Annotated in this window: 16 protein-coding genes and 1 tRNA gene; 7 read left to right on the top strand and 10 right to left on the bottom strand. The window is 70.8% G+C overall.

Annotated features, from left to right (window positions below):
• Window positions 1-167: 167 nt before the first annotated feature.
• On the top strand, window positions 168-812 hold the full coding sequence (locus tag EHS43_RS17860; RefSeq protein WP_125191768.1) for a MerR family transcriptional regulator: 645 nt from the start codon (window positions 168-170) through the stop codon (window positions 810-812).
• Between the two features lie 218 nt (window positions 813-1,030).
• Here EHS43_RS17860 and EHS43_RS17855 read toward each other — a convergent pair whose 3' ends face one another.
• Window positions 1,031-1,834 (bottom strand): exodeoxyribonuclease III, encoded by an 804-nt coding sequence (locus EHS43_RS17855; protein WP_185806293.1) that lies wholly within the window; start codon window positions 1,832-1,834, stop codon window positions 1,031-1,033.
• A gap of 29 nt (window positions 1,835-1,863) precedes the next feature.
• Here EHS43_RS17855 and EHS43_RS17850 point away from each other — a divergent pair, with 29 nt between their 5' ends.
• Complete coding sequence (locus tag EHS43_RS17850; protein WP_185806292.1) at window positions 1,864-2,340, top strand: GNAT family N-acetyltransferase; 477 nt, start codon at window positions 1,864-1,866, stop codon at window positions 2,338-2,340.
• On the opposite strand, the gene EHS43_RS17845 is transcribed toward EHS43_RS17850, so the two are convergent.
• From EHS43_RS17845 to galU, 8 genes are all read right to left on the bottom strand, one after another.
• On the bottom strand, window positions 2,322-2,855 hold the full coding sequence (locus EHS43_RS17845; protein WP_125191765.1) for a hypothetical protein: 534 nt from the start codon (window positions 2,853-2,855) through the stop codon (window positions 2,322-2,324). The genes EHS43_RS17850 and EHS43_RS17845 overlap by 19 nt on opposite strands.
• Before the next feature lie 138 nt (window positions 2,856-2,993).
• A tRNA-Ala gene (locus EHS43_RS17840) sits at window positions 2,994-3,067 on the bottom strand.
• An 89-nt stretch (window positions 3,068-3,156) separates the two neighbouring features.
• Window positions 3,157-4,413, bottom strand: a complete 1,257-nt coding sequence (gene glpR, locus EHS43_RS17835; RefSeq protein WP_125191764.1) for a gephyrin-like molybdotransferase receptor GlpR — start codon at window positions 4,411-4,413, stop codon at window positions 3,157-3,159.
• Between the two features lie 198 nt (window positions 4,414-4,611).
• The gene (locus tag EHS43_RS17830; RefSeq protein ID WP_125191763.1) at window positions 4,612-5,250 is read right to left on the bottom strand and encodes a GNAT family N-acetyltransferase; all 639 of its coding nucleotides are present in this window, start codon (window positions 5,248-5,250) and stop codon (window positions 4,612-4,614) included.
• Entirely contained in the window at window positions 5,247-5,753 is a 507-nt protein-coding gene (locus EHS43_RS17825) for a molybdenum cofactor biosynthesis protein B (RefSeq protein ID WP_125191762.1), read from the bottom strand. The genes EHS43_RS17830 and EHS43_RS17825 overlap by 4 nt, the downstream gene beginning before the upstream one ends.
• Window positions 5,750-6,229 carry a cyclic pyranopterin monophosphate synthase MoaC gene (moaC, locus tag EHS43_RS17820; protein ID WP_053852462.1) on the bottom strand — a complete coding sequence of 160 codons (480 nt, stop codon included), beginning with the start codon at window positions 6,227-6,229 and terminating at the stop codon, window positions 5,750-5,752. The genes EHS43_RS17825 and moaC overlap by 4 nt, the downstream gene beginning before the upstream one ends.
• Window positions 6,230-6,291: 62 nt before the next feature.
• On the bottom strand, window positions 6,292-7,614 hold the full coding sequence (gene glp / locus EHS43_RS17815) for a gephyrin-like molybdotransferase Glp (protein ID WP_125191761.1): 1,323 nt from the start codon (window positions 7,612-7,614) through the stop codon (window positions 6,292-6,294).
• 4 nt (window positions 7,615-7,618) lie between these two features.
• Window positions 7,619-8,521 (bottom strand): UTP--glucose-1-phosphate uridylyltransferase GalU, encoded by a 903-nt coding sequence (gene galU, locus EHS43_RS17810; RefSeq protein WP_125191760.1) that lies wholly within the window; start codon window positions 8,519-8,521, stop codon window positions 7,619-7,621.
• Window positions 8,522-8,614: 93 nt separating this feature from the next.
• Here galU and EHS43_RS17805 point away from each other — a divergent pair, with 93 nt between their 5' ends.
• Window positions 8,615-9,238 carry a 5-formyltetrahydrofolate cyclo-ligase gene (locus EHS43_RS17805; RefSeq protein WP_125191759.1) on the top strand — a complete coding sequence of 208 codons (624 nt, stop codon included), beginning with the start codon at window positions 8,615-8,617 and terminating at the stop codon, window positions 9,236-9,238.
• A 59-nt stretch (window positions 9,239-9,297) separates the two neighbouring features.
• Here EHS43_RS17805 and EHS43_RS17800 read toward each other — a convergent pair whose 3' ends face one another.
• Window positions 9,298-12,147 (bottom strand): penicillin acylase family protein, encoded by a 2,850-nt coding sequence (locus EHS43_RS17800; protein ID WP_125191758.1) that lies wholly within the window; start codon window positions 12,145-12,147, stop codon window positions 9,298-9,300.
• A 282-nt stretch (window positions 12,148-12,429) separates the two neighbouring features.
• Here EHS43_RS17800 and EHS43_RS17795 point away from each other — a divergent pair, with 282 nt between their 5' ends.
• From EHS43_RS17795 to EHS43_RS17775, 4 genes are all read left to right on the top strand, one after another.
• Window positions 12,430-13,965, top strand: coding sequence for a potassium/proton antiporter (locus EHS43_RS17795; protein WP_125191757.1), 1,536 nt, complete (start codon window positions 12,430-12,432; stop codon window positions 13,963-13,965).
• A 198-nt stretch (window positions 13,966-14,163) separates the two neighbouring features.
• On the top strand, window positions 14,164-15,432 hold the full coding sequence (locus tag EHS43_RS17785; protein WP_125191756.1) for an MFS transporter: 1,269 nt from the start codon (window positions 14,164-14,166) through the stop codon (window positions 15,430-15,432).
• A gap of 67 nt (window positions 15,433-15,499) precedes the next feature.
• Window positions 15,500-15,808 carry an FmdB family zinc ribbon protein gene (locus tag EHS43_RS17780; RefSeq protein ID WP_125191755.1) on the top strand — a complete coding sequence of 103 codons (309 nt, stop codon included), beginning with the start codon at window positions 15,500-15,502 and terminating at the stop codon, window positions 15,806-15,808.
• Between the two features lie 99 nt (window positions 15,809-15,907).
• The gene (locus EHS43_RS17775; RefSeq protein WP_125191754.1) at window positions 15,908-16,741 is read left to right on the top strand and encodes an S-methyl-5'-thioadenosine phosphorylase; all 834 of its coding nucleotides are present in this window, start codon (window positions 15,908-15,910) and stop codon (window positions 16,739-16,741) included.
• Window positions 16,742-16,897 lie beyond the last annotated feature (156 nt).

Below are 16,897 nucleotides of genomic sequence, written 5' to 3'. Positions count from 1 at the left end.
GATCCCACCACCGCCACCCGCACATGCTCGTGTTCGGCCATGCCGATGCCTTCCCTGCCCGACTCTGCCAGTGAACACTGGCGCAATGGGAGGGTAGAACAGCTCCATACCGATGGGTAGGGGTCGTCAGAGGGAAAGTTACCGGCGGTACAACATAGGCTGCGGTCGTGACGGACAAGCGCGAATACCGCATGGAGGAACTGGCCCGCCTGGCCGGCATCACAGTGCGCACCCTGCGCTTCTACCGCGAACGCAAGCTCATCCCGCCCCCTCGCCGCGAGGGCCGCATCGCCTGGTACGACGACCACCACCTGGCCCGCCTGCGCACCATCGCGGCACTCCTGGAACGCGGCCACACCCTCACCGGCATCGCGGAACTGGCGGAAGCCCTCGACCACGGCCGCGACGTCGCCGACGTCCTCGGCGTGACACCGCCCACGGAGGAGGAGCCGGTCCGCCTCACCCCCGAGGAACTCGCCGCCCGCTTCGAGGGCGAGGTCACCCCGGAGAACCTCGCCGCCGCCCTGGAACTCGGCTACCTCGGCACCGACGGCGACGAGATCGTCCACATCAGCCGCCGCCTCCTGGACGTCTCCTCCGAACTGGTCCGCGAGGGCATCCCCCTCGGGGAGGTGCTGGCCGCCGGCAAACGCGTCCGCGAACACGTGGACGACCTCGCGGAGATGTTCGCCGACCTGGTCCTGCACCACGCCACCGAACCCGACCTCCACCGCCTGCGCCCCCTGGCCCGCAGCGTGGTGGAGGCGGAACTCTCCCTGGCACTGGACCGGCGGTTGCGGAAGCGGGACTAGGGCGTGTTGCGAAAGTCCCGTCGTTCGCCCGCAGGGCGGGCCTCGCGGCGTCAGGTGCGTGCTCTCGGCGTGCCGGGCGGAAGTCCTCGTACTGGATGTACTTGGGCTTTCGCCCGGTGCGGCGAAGGGGGTCCCCCCGTCCGAGCCCTGCGCAGCAGGTTCGAGGATGGGGGCGCGTGCATGGCGTCGCGAGGCAGGCGGGACTTTCGCAACACGCCCTAGAGGTCGTACACGACCGTCACGGGCGCGTGGTCCGACCAGCGCTCGGCGTGCGTGGCGGCGCGCTCGACGTACCCCTTGACCGCCTTCGCGGCGAGACCCGGCGTGGCGATCTCGTAGTCGATTCTCCAACCCGAATCGTTGTCGAAGGCCCGCCCCCGGTACGACCACCACGAGTACGGCCCCGTCGCCTCCGGATGCAGAGACCGCACGACGTCGACATACCCGCCGTCGCTCTCGTCCAGGACCCGGCCCAGCCAGGCCCGCTCCTCCGGCAGGAAGCCGGAGCTCTTCTGGTTGGCGCGCCAGTTCTTGAGGTCGGCCTGCTGGTGGGCGATGTTCCAGTCGCCGCAGACGACGACCTCGCGGCCGTCGGCGGCGGCCCGTACCCGCAGGTCCTTCAGGTAGGCGAGGAACTCGTCCATGAAGCGGATCTTCTCGTCCTGCCGCTCGGTGCCGACCTCGCCGGACGGGAGGTAGAGGGAGGCGACGGTGACGCCGGGCAGGTCGGCCTCGACGTAGCGCCCGCTGGTGTCGAACTCGGCCGAACCGAAGCCGATCCGGACGCGGTCGGGCTCACGGCGGGTGTAGAGGGAGACGCCGGCCCGCCCCTTGGCGGCGGCGGGCGCGTGCACCACGTGCCAGCCCTCGGGAGACCGGACGCTCTCGGGCAGCTGCTGCGGCTCGGCGCGCACCTCCTGCAGGCAGAGCACGTCGGCGGAGGTCTCCGCGAGCCACTCCACGAAGCCCTTCTTCGCGGCGGCGCGCAGTCCGTTCACATTGGCGGAGGTCACAGTGAGCACCCGGGAACGATACCGGCACACTGGGGGGCATGATGATCCGCCGTGTCCCCTTCGACCACCCCGACGCCGTGAAGCTCAACGACCAGGTCCAGGCCGAGTACCACGTCCGCTACGGCGACGGCGGCGACGCCACCGAGCTGGCCCCGACGGACTTCGAGCCCCCGAACGGCGTCTACCTGATCGCGTACGACGAGCGGGACAGCCCCGTCGCCACCGGCGGCTGGCGGGCCCAGGACACCAACGGCGAGGGCAACCTGGACGGCGACGCCGAACTCAAGCGGATGTACGTGATCGAGGAGATGCGCGGCCGCGGTCTCGCCCGCCGCGTCCTGTCCGCGCTGGAGGACGACGCCCGCGCGGCCGGCCGTCTGCGCATGGTGCTGGAGACCGGCACCAAGCAGCCGGAGGCCATCGCCCTGTACACCTCCAGCGGCTACGAACCCTGCGCCAAGTTCGGCTACTACCGCCACTACGAGGAGAGCCGCTGCTACGCGAAGACGCTGTGAGAACGGTCGATCGCTCTCACCACGTGCCCCTCCGCGGCCCCTCCCGTGCAATTCCAGACCGCGGTCTCATGGACATAGCCCACATGCAGACCGCGGCCGTGATCGCCACAGACGGGCCAGGTCACACGGTGATGGCTCATCATGAATTCCTGCACTCCATCGGCCACCGCGCCCAGGACTCCCGCCCGGTCGGGCGTCGAGACCTCTGAGGACTTGATGCGCACCACGCCGACGGGTCCGAGATCCGGGTCGCGCACGTAGTCCAGGTAGCAGAACTCGTCCCCGGTGGCGGCTTTGCCCGTCTCCCGCTCCGCCGCCCTGACGACCACCTCGAACGCCGATCGCGCCATGGAGAAGGTGCGCGCGGTCCAGGACGCGCAGAACTCGTCTTCCGGGATGCCTCCGAGTTCGCCGTACAGCTCGGACATCCAGGTCACCACCTCTTGCGGCAGCTGCTCGCCGTCCCACCAGACCGCGCGCAGCATCCGGCCCTGCCACTCCGGAAAGCCCGGCATCCTCGCCCCCCGTTGCCCGCCGCACTTCCGTCGCCCCGAGTGCGGGCGCCACCGGAAAACCAAAGATCCCGCCCGATCAAGAAGATCGGACGGGATCTCGTCAACTACTCCTGAGCGAACTCAAGAACAGTCGCTGCGTGGACCTGAGGGGATTTGAACCCCTGGCCCCCTCGATGCGAACGAGGTGCGCTACCGGACTGCGCCACAGGCCCTTGCAACGAGTGAAACTCTAGCATCCCCATCCGGGTGCTTGGAAATCCGTTCCGGGCTGGTCAGGGCGCGGCGGCCCGGGGGCCGTTGCTCACTCGTTGGCCGCGCGCGGCCGGTCGCCTTCCTCGTACTGGTCGAAGAGCGGGGTGCGGCCACGCTCGCGTGCCCGGCGGGCGGAGGCGGCGCGGCGGGCGTCGGTGCGGCCGTCCGCCGCGGGCTTGTCGTCCGCGTCGGCGGAGGCGTCCTCCGCTTCCCCGTCCTCCGCGACGGGCGCCGCGTCCTGGCCGGCCTGCTCGGGAGCCACGGCGCTGGAGCGGGCGGAACTCCACGCGTCCGGCGCGCCGAGATCCACGTCCGCGGTGGCGCGGGGGGCGACCGGCGCGGTGACGTACGTCGGCAGCGGTACCGGTACCGGGTCCCAGCTGTCGCCGTGGCCGGGCCTGCGCTGCCGTTCGCGCTGCTGGTCGACCCATTCGGCGTGGTCGGTCTGCTCGACGAGGGCGCGCCGGTCGGCGGCGAGGGCGGACAGGCCGGGGTCGGTCTCCGCTCCTGGTCCCTCGTCCGGTTCGTCGGCGTCCACGCCGGTGCTCACGGAGGCACGCCGGCGCGGCTGGCGGGCCCGGTCGCGCAGGTGCTGGGCGGCGGCCTCGGCCCGGCGCCGGTCCATCTGGTAGGCGAAGCGGCGGCGTTCCTGGGAGCGCAGGTAGGCGATGTACGCGCTGAGCATCACCGCGGGGACGCCGGGCGCCCACAGGAAGGCGAGTCCTCCGACGGCGGCGACGATCGCGCCGAGCGTGAAGGCGAGGAAGAGCAGCACCGTCGTACGCCGGCGGCGTGCGAGCACCTTCGTGCGCCGGGCTCGGGCGGCGGCCGCTTCCGCGGCTGCCGTGCGCCGGGCCGCGGACGCGGGTGTCTGCTTGCGCGTCGGTGCGCCGCCGGGTTCGGGCGGGTTCGCCGTCGCGCGTGCCGGGTCGCCGGGTCCCGCGTCCCGCTCGGCTTCCCGCGCGGGTTCGCGCGGCGCCTCCCGGCGCTCGGAGGCCGGCGGCTGGACCGTCGCCTGGGTCTGCGGACGCGTCGGGGGCATGGCGAAGGCCCGGACGTCCACCGAGTCGGTGACGGCGTCCGGTTCGTCCGCGTCGTGCTCCCCCTCGTCGGCGGAGCGCGCGCGCAGGTCCTTGGCGTATCGACGCTCCATGCCCGCCCGTCCGGACAGCAGCCGGATGGCGGTGCTGAAGCGTTCCGTCGGACGGGCCTCGTTCAGCTCGTCCTGCCTACGGAGCCACATCGGCACCAAGTAGGCGGCCCAGGCCCCGACAATGACTGCGTAGATGAGGCCGCTGCTGCTCACGCCTCACACGGTAGAGGGGTTTGCGTGAGGCCATCTGCCAATTGCGCCGGTGTGTCGCACGATCTGGCTGATATTTCGAGCTTTTTTTGTGACCGATCCGATCAGCAGGCCGCCTCAGTCGCGAATTCCACGCCCCGAGACGGTCATGCACCGATCATTTTCGAACACTTATTCAATTTCCGGTTCCCGGTGAAACGACTACGCGGGATTGTCGTGCGGCGTGCTGCGGGAGCGTGCCCGCTGCCAGCGCCGGAGCAATCCGTCGGGCACCTCTTCCGCGGTGAGCGCGAACACGAGATGGTCCCGCCAGGCCCCGTCGATGTGGAGATAGCGCGGCCGCAGTCCCTCCTCGCGGAATCCGAGTTTCTCCACGACCCGTCGGCTGGGCGCGTTCTCGGGGCGAATGCAGACCTCGATGCGGTGCAGACCGACCGTGCGGAAACAGTGGTCCACGACAAGCGCCACAGCGGTCGGCATCACCCCGCGCCCGGCCACCGACTGGTCCACCCAATAGCCCACGTGTCCCGAGCACATGGAGCCCCAGGTGATTCCGGCGACCGTCAACTGCCCGACCAGCTGGCCCCGGTACTCGATGACGAACGGCAGCATCCGTCCCGCGTTCGCCTCGGACCTGAGGTGGCGGACCATCTGACGGTAGGTCGGCCGGTGCGCGATCGGGCCGCTCGGGGTGGGCGGCGGAATGGTCGCCTCCCAGGGGCGCAGCCAGTCCCGGTTGCGCCGGTTCACCTCGCGCCAGACCCGCTGGTCGCGCATCTTTATCGGCCTCAGGACGACATCGCCGTCCGCCAGTACGACGGGCCAGGACGGGCTGTTCAGCTCGCACCCCCACTGCCGGTACCGGGTCTCGGATGGTCGCCGCCGCGGATCTGGTCGACGGCGTGGATCAACAGAGGCGCAAGGACGGCCAGTCCGTCCTTCACCCCGCCGCTGGAACCCGGCAGGTTGACGATCAGCGTGCGTCCGGCCACCCCGGCCAGGCCCCGGGAGAGCGCGGCGGTCGGCACCTTGTCCCGTCCGAACGCCCGGATGGCCTCCGCGATGCCCGGCACCTCGTGGTCGATCACCGCGCGGGTGGCCTCGGGGGTGCGGTCGGTGGGCGAGATGCCGGTGCCGCCGGTGGTGACGACGACGTCGAATCCGGCCGCGACACCGGCACGCAGGGCGTCCCGGACCGGGTCGCCGTCCGGGACGACGAGCGGCCCCTCGACGGTGAAGCCGAGACCGCCCAGCCCCTTGGCGATCAACGGACCGCCCTTGTCCTCGTAGACCCCGGCGGCGGCCCGGTTGGAGGCGGTGACCACAAGTGCGCGATACGTCATGCCCGGCTCCAGTCGCCCGACTTGCCGCCCGTCTTCTCCTCGACCCGTACGTCCGTGATGACCGCTCCCTTGTCGACCGCCTTGACCATGTCGATCACGGTGAGCGCGGCGACGGAGACCGCGGTGAGGGCCTCCATCTCGACGCCCGTGCGGTCCGTGGTCTTCACGGTGGCCAGGATCTCCACGGCGTCGTCCGCGACCGACAGGTCCAGTTTCACACCTGACACCGACAACGGGTGGCACAGCGGGATGAGATCCGGGGTGCGCTTGGCGCCCATGATGCCCGCGATCCGCGCGGTGGCCAGGGCGTCGCCCTTGGGGACGCCCTCGCCGCGCAGCAGCTCGATCACTCGGGGCGAGACGAGGACGCGCCCGCTCGCGCGCGCGGTGCGGGCGGTGACGTCCTTGCCGGAGACATCGACCATGCGGGCGGCTCCCGCCTCGTCGATGTGCGTCAGTCGGTCCTGCGTACTCATGGTTGTGCGGCGCTCCCGGTCCGGCCTGTTGTGCGCGACACGGTACCGCCAACCTGGTGTGCTCAGCCGAGCAGGACCACTTCGACCTCGGTGCCGGGCTCGACGGACTCCACGTCCTCCGGCACGACGATCAGCGCGTCCGCCTGCGCGAGGGCGGCCACCAGGTGGGAGCCGGCGCCGCCGACCGGGCTGACGGACCCGTCGGCGTACGTACCGCGCAGGAACTGCCGGCGCCCCTTGGGCGAGGTCAGCGCCTTGTCCGCGGTCAGGGTGGCCCTGGTGCGCGGCCGGTGGACGTCGTCGAGGCCCATGAGGGTGCGGATCGCGGGGCGGACGAACAGTTCGAAGGAGACGTACGACGACACCGGGTTGCCGGGCAGGGCGAGGAGCGGGATGTGGTCGGGGCCGATGGAGCCGAAGCCCTGGGGCTTCCCGGGCTGCATGGCGAGCTTGCGGAAGTCGACGCCGGCGCCCGGCTCGTCCTCGTCGCCGACGGAGGACAGGGCCTCCTTGACGACGTCGTACGCCCCGACGCTCACGCCGCCCGTGGTGACCATGAGGTCGGCGCGGACGAGCTGGTCCTCGATGGTGGAGCGCAGGGTCTCGGCGTCGTCGGCGACCGCGCCCACCCGGTAGGCGATGGCTCCGGCGTCCCGGGCGGCCGCGGTGAGGGCGAAGCTGTTGGAGTCGTAGATCTGGCCGGTGCCGAGGCTCTCGTCGGGCTGGACGAGTTCGCTGCCGGTGGACATGACGACCACACGCGGGCGCGGGCGCACGCGTACGGTGCCGCGGCCGATGGCGGCGAGGAGGGCGATCTGCGGCGGGCCGAGGACGGTGCCCGCCTCCAGCGCGCGGTCGCCGGCCCGGACGTCGCTGCCCTTGGCGCGCACGTGCGCGCGTGCCCGTGCCGACCGGTACACGTGCACGTGCCCCTCGGCGCCCTCGGGGGCGAGGGCGCGGGCCTGCATCCCGGTCACCGGGCCCTCTCCGAGGCCTCCGTCGGTCCATTCGACGGGGACGACGGTCTCGGCGCCGGGCGGCAGCGGGGCGCCGGTCATGATGCGGGCGGCCTGCCCGGGGCCGACGTGCAGCAGCTCGGCCTGGCCCGCCGCCACGTCCCCGACGACGTCCAGGACGGCCGGGAACTCCTCGCTCGCGCCCGCCACGTCCGTGACCCGGACCGCGTACCCGTCCATGGAGCTGTTGTCGAACGGGGGCAGCGACACCGGGACCGTGACGTCCTCGACCAGGACGCAGCCCTGGGCGTCGAGCAGGTGCAGCTCGATGGGTTCGAGGGGGCGGACGGTCGCGAGGATGTCCTCCAGGTGCTCGTCCACCGACCACAGGTGGTCCTGTTCGGCGGGGCGGGGCGCGGCGCTGCTCAAATGCCTACATCTCCTCGGCTACGTAACTGCGAAGCCAGGTCCGGAAGTCCGGGCCCAGGTCTTCACGTTCGCACGCGAGTCTGACAATGGCACGCAGATAGTCGCCCCGGTCGCCGGTGTCATAGCGGCGGCCCTTGAAGACGACGCCGTGCACCGGGCCGCCGGCCTTCTCGTCCTGCGCGAGCTGCTGGAGGGCGTCGGTGAGCTGGATCTCGTTGCCCCGGCCCGGCTCGGTCTTGCGGAGTATGTCGAAGATGCGCGGGTCGAGGACATAGCGGCCGATGACCGCGTAGTTGGAGGGGGCGTCGGCCGCGTCCGGCTTCTCGACGAGGCCGCTCACCCTGACGACGTCGCTGTCCTCGGTCTCCTCGACGACGGCACAGCCGTAGAGGTGGATCTGCTCGGGTGCGACCTCCATCAGCGCGATGACGCTGCCACCGTGCCGCTCCTGCACCTCGATCATGCGCTTGAGCAGGGGGTCGCGGGCGTCGATCAGGTCGTCGCCGAGGAGGACGGCGAAGGGCTCGTGGCCGACGTGGGGGGCCGCGCACAGGACGGCGTGGCCGAGGCCGCGCGGGTCGCCCTGGCGCACGTAGTGCATGGTGGCGAGGTCGCTGGACTCCTGGACCTTGGCGAGGCGGCCGGCGTCACCCTTCTTCTGGAGGGCGGACTCGAGCTCGTAGTTGCGGTCGAAGTGGTCCTCCAGGGGCCGCTTGTTGCGGCCCGTGATCATGAGGACGTCGTCGAGCCCCGCCGAGACGGCCTCCTCGACCACGTACTGGATCGCCGGCTTGTCGACCACCGGCAGCATCTCCTTGGGAGTGGCCTTGGTTGCCGGCAGGAAGCGGGTGCCGAGCCCGGCTGCCGGAATGACAGCCTTGCTGATCCGAGGGTGCGACTGAGTCATGTGCCGAACCCTATCCGGTGCCTTTGCCTGGAATCTGGGGCTCCGGTTAATAAGCTCTTATATGAGCGTATTGAAAGGGTACGGGTGCAGACCTTGAGTCATGTCGGACGTCCCACCGAGACTGACAAGCGAACATTGCGACGAGCGTACCTGGCGGTGAGGAACAGGTTGACGGCCGATGACGTGCGGGAAGCCGCTTCCGCGCTGGCCGGCCGGGCCCTCGGACTGCCCGAGCTGGCGCGTGCGCGCACGGTGGCGGCGTACGTCTCCGTAGGGAGCGAGCCCGGCACGCTCGCGCTCCTGGACGCGCTGCGCGAGCGGGGCGTGCGCGTCCTGCTCCCGGCGCTGCTGCCGGACAACGACCTGGACTGGGGCGCCTACACCGGCGAGGGGTCCGTCGCGCGCGTCCAGCACGGCGGAAAGATGGCGCTTTTCGAACCCTCCGGCGAGCGTCTGGGCCCGGACGCCGTGACCGGCGCCGACGTCGTCCTGCTGCCGGGCCTCGCGGTGGACGGGCGCGGGATGCGCCTGGGGCGCGGCGGGGGGTCGTACGACCGGGTGCTCGCGCGCCTGGAGCGCGCGGGCGCACGACCGACGCTGGTGGTGCTCCTGTACGACTCCGAGGTCGTCGCGCATGTGCCGGAGGAGGCACACGACCGCCCGGTGCACGCCGTGGTCACGCCGTCGGGCGTGCGCCGCTTCAAGAACCCGGAATGAGAAACCCGGAATGCGAGAAGGGCCCCTCCACGCGCGCGTGGAGGGGCCCTTCCTCGGTCCTAGGGCTTAAGGACCAGCGTGTCGGACGTGCTCTTGTCGACGGCCTCGTCCGAGAAGGACCAGTCCAGCAGTTCGCCCTTGACCCACTTGCCGGTCTGGTCGGTGTAGTGGGCGCTGTAGGCGTGCCCGGAGGCCCCGGTGAGGTTGATCCACTTCGACTTGTCGAGGTCGCCGAGGTTGACCACCATCCGCATCGACGGCACCCAGACGACGCCGTAGCCGCCTGCGGCGTTCCAGCCGGTCGCGTTGACCGTGGCCTCGCCGCCGCTGAGCTTCCAGGGGCCGCGGTTGAGCATGTACTGGAGGAAGCCGGGCCCCTCGACGCCCATGGTCTGGTTCTTCAGGAACAGCCGGTGCAGCCGGCCCCAGCTCCAGGTGTCGATGTCCTTGCCGAGCTTGGCGGTCAGCTCCCAGCGCGCGTCGATCATGGCGCGCTTGAACAGCCCGTCGCGGTCGGTGGCCGCGGTACGGCCGCCCGCGCCCTTCGGGGTGCTCCACCAGTCGCTGTTCTCGTCGTCCATGAGCTTGCGCACGACCTCGAACCAGCGGTCGCCGCCGTCGGGCTGCGCCTGGTCGGCGTCGCGCTGACCGCACTCGCGGACCTTGTCCGCCTCGTCGGCGGGCCCGGTGGTGTTGATGGGGTCGACCCACAGGCACTGGCCCTTGACCCGCAGTTCCTTGGGCAGCTTGTTGCCGAAGGCGAGCTTGAGGATGTTGCGCCAGACGGCGTTGAAGTAGGCGGCCGCGGCCGAGTCGGCGTCCTGGGTGTAGTCCCAGCCCTCCAGGAGCTCCTGCGCCTGGCGGACGGCCTTGTCCTCGACGTCGATCTTCAGCAGCTTCGGTACGAGCAGCTTGGCGATCTCGCTGCTGTTGTCGAGCTGCATCTGGCGCATGTCGTCGGTGGAGATCTTGCCGCCGCCCTTGATCTTCTGCTCGATCAGGTCGGTGATGCGCCGGCTGCGGGTGCCGTAGCCCCAGTCCGTGGTGAGCGTGTAGGGGTACTTGTCCTTGTCGACCACGGCCTGGTTGGCGGTGACGATGTAGCCGCGCTCCGGGTTGTACTCGTAGGGCAGCTCGTCCTGCTCGATGTACTTGCCGGTCCAGGCGTACTTGGGGTCCCAGCCCGGGGCCGGGATGGCGCCGGTGTGGCCCTTCGCGCGGATCGGGATGCGGCCGGGCAGGGTGTAGCCGATGTTCTCGGAGTCGGCGTAGACGAGGTTCTGCGAGGGCACGTCGAACAGGGCCGCCGCCTCGCGGAACTCGCTCCAGTTCGACGCCTTGTCCATCGCGAACACGGCGTCCATGGAGGTGCCCGGGTCGAGCGCGGTCCAGCGCAGGGCGACGCCGTAGCCGTCGCCGCGGTCGGGGGCGGCGTTGTCGACGGTGGCCTTCTTGCCGACCTTCACGAGCTCGTCGTAGCGGTCGGACAGCAGGGGGCCGTTGTTCGTCTCGCGGACGACGATCTTCTTGGACGCGCCGCCGGCGACCTTGATGGTCTCCTCGCGCGTGGTGAAGGGCTTGGTCCTGCCGTCGTAGAGGTAGCCGTCGCCGGAGAGCTTCTCCAGGTAGAGGTCGGTGACGTCGACGCCGGAGTTCGTCATGCCCCAGGCGATCTTCGCGTTGTGGCCGATGATCACACCGGGCATGCCCGCGAAGGTGTAGCCGGAGACGTCGTACTGGCACTTGCTGGAGACGGTCCGGCAGTGCAGGCCCATCTGGTACCAGACCGACGGCAGCGAGGCGGACAGGTGCGGGTCGTTGGCGAGCAGGGGCTTGCCGGTGATGGTGTGCGAGCCCGCGACGACCCAGGAGTTGGAGCCGATGCCCTGGCCGTTGACCCCGACGGCCGTGGGGACGTCGTCCAGGACGTTGTAGAGGCCCGAGAGCTGGCCCTGGAGGGCCGAGGCAGTCGAGGACGAGGCCGAGGCCGACGTGCCGAGCGCGGTGCCGCCCGCGGACGTTCCCGAGCCGCCGGTGCCGGTGCCGCTCGTCGAGGTGCCGGTGCCGGTGCCGCTCGTCGACGTGCCCGTGCCGGACAGGCCGTTGTTCTGCGAGCTGCCGTTCTGCTGGAAGGTCTGGGTCAGCTCGTCGTACTGGCCCTCCTGGACGATCGCCTGGTTCCGGCTGTACGGGTAGTCGGGGTACAGCTCGGCGATCTGCTTCGGGCCGAGGCGGCTGGTCATCAGGGCGCGGTCGATCTCGTCCTGCATGTTGCCGCGCAGGTCCCAGGCCATCGCCTTCAGCCACGCGAGCGAGTCGACGGGGGTCCACTGCGCGGGCTTGTAGTCGTTCTCGAAGCCGAGCGCCGCGTACTCCAGGGAGATGTCCGCGCCGCTCCGGCCCCGCAGGTAGGCGTTGACCCCCTTGGCGTAGGCCTGGAGGTACTTCTTGGTGGAGGCCGACAGTTTGGTGTCGTACTCCTTCTTCGCGACCCGGTCCCAGCCCAGCGTGCGCAGGAACTCGTCGTCCTCGACCTGGCCCTCGCCGAACATCTCCGACAGGCGCCCGGAGGTCATGTGCCGGCGCACGTCCATCTCGTAGAAGCGGTCCTGCGCCTGGACGTAGCCCTGCGCCATGAACAGGTCCGCGTCGGAGGAGGCGTAGATCTGCGGGATGCCGTAACTGTCGCGCTTGACGTCCACGGGGCCCGACAGGCCGTCGAGCTCGATCGAGCCCTTGGTCTGCGGGAAGGACGCGCGCACGGTGCTCACCGACCAGTACCCGCCGAAGGCGACCGCGCCGATGACGGCCAGTACGAGGACGAGAACGATCAGGCGGGCTCTGCGCCCCTTCTTCCTGCCGGACTTGCCGGGCTGCTGACCCGATGAGGCGGTGGTGGTGGGGGGCATCGCTGTCCTTGCTGTCCTAACGCGAGCGGCAGGGCGGGCTGTGCATTGACGGGGAGCCTGCGTTCTGCCGCCGGGGACATGACGCGGGCTCTGCGCGCTGGAGCAACCATAGGCGCAGGGCCCAGGCCGACTTGACGCGGAGTCGGGATCAAACGCGGACGAGCGTTCGATCTCGCCATGCGGAGCGTCAAGAAATCGTCAAGAGTTAGGTAAGGTAACGAAGTACTTGGATGCGGGGCTCCCTCGTCTCGTGTCCTATGTACGTGAGCTCACGCGCGCGTGATGCGGGTGAGCCAGGGAAGGGAACGGCCGCTGACTGTCCACCACCTCAACCAGCTCCTGCTCGTCTGCTCGCTCGTCCTGCTCGTCGCCGTGGCCGCGGTCCGGATCTCCTCGCGCAGCGGGCTCCCCAGCCTGCTCGTGTACCTGGGGATCGGCATCGCCATGGGCCAGGACGGCATCGGCGACATCCACTTCGACAACGCCGAACTGACCCAGGTCATCGGATACGCGGCGCTGGTCGTGATCCTGGCCGAGGGCGGCCTCGGCACGAAGTGGAAGGAGATCAAGCCGGCCCTGCCGGCCGCCAGCGTGCTGGCGCTGGGCGGGGTCGCGGTGAGCGTCGGGGTCACCGCGTCGGCCGCGCACTACCTGATCGGTCTCGAGTGGCGCCAGGCCCTCATCATCGGCGCGGTCGTCTCCTCGACGGACGCGGCGGCGGTCTTCTCCGTGCTGCGCAGGATCCCCCTGCCCGCGCGCGTGACGGGAACGCTGGAGGCCGAGTCGGGTTTCAACGACGCCCCGGTGGTCATCCTGGTGGTCGCCTTCTCCCAGACCGGGCCGGTCGAGCACTGGTACACGCTGATCGCCGAGATAACGCTGGAGCTGGCCATCGGTGCCGCCATCGGCATCGCGGTGGGATGGCTGGGCTCCTGGGGCCTCCGGCACGTCGCGCTGCCCGCCTCCGGTCTCTATCCCATCGCGGTCATGGCGATCGCGGTCACCGCCTACGCGGCGGGCGCGCTGGCCCACGGCAGCGGCTTCCTCGCCGTCTACCTGGCCTCCATGGCGATGGGCAACGCCAAGCTGCCGCACTGGCCGGCCACCCGCGGTTTCGCCGACGGGCTCGGCTGGATCGCCCAGATCGGCATGTTCGTCCTGCTCGGCCTCCTGGTCACCCCGCACGAGCTGGGCGACGACGTGCTGCCGGGGCTCGTCATCGGGCTGGTGCTGACCATGGTGGCGCGACCGCTGAGTGTCGTGCTGTGCCTGACGCCGTTCCGGGTGCCGTGGCAGGAGCAGGCGCTCATGTCCTGGGCCGGACTGCGCGGGGCCGTCCCCATCATCCTGGCCACGATCCCCATGGTGAGCGGCATCGAGGGCAGCCGTCGCGTCTTCAACATCGTCTTCGTCCTGGTCGTCGTCTACACCCTCGTCCAGGGGCCGACCCTGCCCTGGCTGGCGCGCACGCTGCGCCTGGGCGGCGACTCCGAGGCCGCCGACCTCGGGATCGAGTCTGCGCCCCTGGAGCGGCTGCGCGGACACCTGCTGTCCGTCGCGATTCCCGAGGGGTCCCGGATGCACGGCGTCGAGGTCAACGAGCTGCGGCTGCCGGCGGGCGCGGCGGTCACTCTCGTCGTCCGCGACGGCAAGTCCTTCGTTCCGCTGCCCACGACCGTGCTGCGCCGCGGGGACGAACTGCTCGTCGTCGCCACCGACCCGGTCCGCGACGCCGCCGAGCGGCGGCTGCGCGCGGTGGGCCACGGCGGCAAGCTGGCCGACTGGCTGGGCACGGGCGGAGCCGACGGCACACGTTAAGGCCGTGTTACGCGCCCCCTGTACGATGAGGGCCGACCCCTGATCGAACCAACTCTGCCTGACGCAGAGCTGGCGCGACCGTATGGCGGCCGGGACGTCCTTGAGAGCGGTCCTCGGCATCTACCGCAGTCCGCGCAAGAGGACAGCTCTCGGCGCCCCCGCACAGGCGCGCTACCAGGCGGCAGAAAGGCACGGGCCGTGGCATCCACGGTCACCTCCTCCCGCCCGGGATACGGGCAGCTGCTGCGCACGCGCGGCGCCTGGACGTTCCTGCTCCCCGGCTTCGCGGCACGCCAGCCGTTCGCGATGCTCACCCTCTCCCTCGTGCTGCTCGTGCAGCACACCACCGGCTCCTACGGCGCGGCGGGCGCCGTCGCGGCCGTCACCGGTGTCTCCATGGCGCTGTTCGCGCCCTACAGCGGCCGTCTCGCCGACCGGCACGGCCAGCGCGCCGTGCTGATCCCCGGTGTCCTGCTGCACACCCTGGCGGGCCTGTCCCTGACCGCCCTGGCCCTCGCGCACGCGCCCCTGTGGGCGCTGTTCGCCGCGGCCGTGCCCACCGGCGCCTCGGTGCCGCAGATCGGGCCCATGGTCCGCGCCCGCTGGGGCGTCAAGCTCCAGGACTCCCCCCTGATGAGCACGGCGGCGGCCTTCGAGTCCGTCACGGACGAGCTCACCTTCGTCTTCGGCCCGCTGCTGGCCACCGCCCTGTGCACCGCCGTCCACCCCGCCGCGGGCCTGCTGACGGAGGCGTCGCTGACCCTGCTGGGCGGACTGCTGTTCGCCGCGCAGAGGAGCACCCAGCCCACGGTCACCGCGACCGCCGGGCACGCACGCGTGGCGCACACCTCGGCGCTGCGCGTCCCCGGGGTGCGGGTCCTGATCGTGACCTTCCTCGGCATCGGTTCCGTCTTCGGCGGCATGCAGGTCTCGCTGGCCGCGTTCAGCGAGTCGATCGGCGAGCCCGGCCTGAACGGTGTCCTGTACGGCGTCTTCGCCGCGGGCAACATGCTCTCCGGCCTGGTCTGCGGAGCCATTGCCTGGAAGGTGGCCCCGCAGCGGCGCCTGGTCGTCGGCTACGGCGCCCTCGCGCTGACAACCTCCGGCCTGTGGGCCGCGCACTCGGTGCTCGTCCTGGCCGGCCTCGGCCTCCTGGTCGGCATGTGCATCGCGCCCGCCCTGATCACCGGCTACACCCTGGTCGAGAACCTGGTCCCGGCCGGCGCCCGCACCGAGGCCTTCACCTGGCTGACCGGAGCGGTGGCGCTCGGCCAGGCGGCCGCCGTCACGATCGCCGGACAGCTGGAGGACCGCTTCTGGGGCGGTGCCGGGTTCCTGGTGCCCATGGGCGGCACCCTGCTGGCCCTGGTGACCCTCGTGGCCCTGCGTTCACGCCTCGCGACCCGGCCCGGCGGGCGGACCGTCGCACGTGGCATGGGTCACCGAGTGCCGGTGACAGTGGACTGATTCTCAGGAATACGTCACTATGGACCCTCGTTAGCACTCATTGAGTGAGAGTGCCAGGAGGAAGACAGTGCCCACCTACCAGTACCAGTGCACCGAGTGCGGCGAGGGCCTCGAGGCGGTGCAGAAGTTCACCGACGACGCTCTGACCGAGTGCCCGAACTGCCAGGGCCGCCTCAAGAAGGTGTTCTCGGCGGTCGGCATCGTCTTCAAGGGCTCCGGTTTCTACCGCAACGACAGCCGCGGCTCCTCGTCGAGCAGCTCGCCGGCGTCGTCGAAGCCGTCGACGTCCACCTCGTCGTCCGAGTCGAAGTCGTCCTCCTCGGACACGAAGTCGGCGAGTTCGGGCACCTCGTCGAGCAGCAGCTCCGCCGCATAGGTCTCCCCTCCGGGACCCTGCCGTCCTACGACGGCGGGGTCTTCGGTGTTTCCCGAGCCCGGCAGCCGCGGGTTCTCCGGGCCGGATACTGTGCTGCCCATGGCGAACGCAGAGATAGGCGTAATCGGCGGCTCGGGGTTCTACTCGTTCCTGGAGGACGTCACCGAGGTCCAGGTGGACACCCCTTACGGTCCGCCCAGCGACTCCCTCTTCCTCGGCGAGGTCGCCGGCCGCCGGGTCGCCTTCCTTCCCCGGCACGGGCGCGGCCACCATCTGCCGCCCCACCGGATCAACTACCGCGCCAATCTGTGGGCGCTCAGGTCGGTGGGCGCGCGGCAGGTCCTCGGGCCGTGTGCGGTGGGCGGGCTGCGCCCCGAGTACGGACCGGGCACGCTGCTGGTGCCGGACCAGCTGGTCGACCGTACGAAGTCCCGGGTGGGCACGTACTTCGACGGGCTGCCACTGCCGGACGGCAACGTGCCTAACGTGGTGCACGTGTCCCTGGCCGACCCGTACTGCCCCGCCGGACGGGCGGCCGCGCTGAAGGCGGCCCGCGGGCAGGACTGGGAGGCCGTGGACGGCGGCACGCTGGTGGTGGTCGAGGGGCCGCGCTTCTCGACCCGTGCCGAGTCGCTGTGGCACCAGGCCCAGGGCTGGTCCGTGGTGGGCATGACCGGCCACCCCGAGGCGGCCCTCGCCCGTGAACTGGAGCTCTGCTACACGTCGTTGACCCTGGTCACCGACCTCGACGCGGGCGCCGAGACCGGTGAGGGCGTCTCCCACGACGAGGTGCTGCGGGTGTTCGCGGCGAACGTGGACCGGCTGCGGGGCGTGCTGTTCGACGCGGTGGCGGCGCTGCCCGCGAACGAGGAGCGGGACTGCCCGTGCACGAACGCGCTGGGCGGGATGAACCCGGGGTTCGAACTGCCCTAGCAAAGGCGGAAGTTCTCGTTCGGGTGAGGGAGTTTTCCACAATCGGCCGGTGATCCACCGGCCTCGGCGGGATGCGGCGCGAAGCCTCATCGTGGCAGCGCAAGCCGTTGTCCCGTCGCTGGTGGTGGTCCTCATGTCCTTCGCTCCCTCCCCCTC

The organism is Streptomyces sp. RP5T, from assembly GCF_003933965.1.
GTDB lineage: Bacteria > Actinomycetota > Actinomycetes > Streptomycetales > Streptomycetaceae > Streptomyces.
The sequence above is the reverse complement of the archived record's forward strand: the minus strand, read 5'-3'. Positions and strand labels throughout refer to the sequence as shown.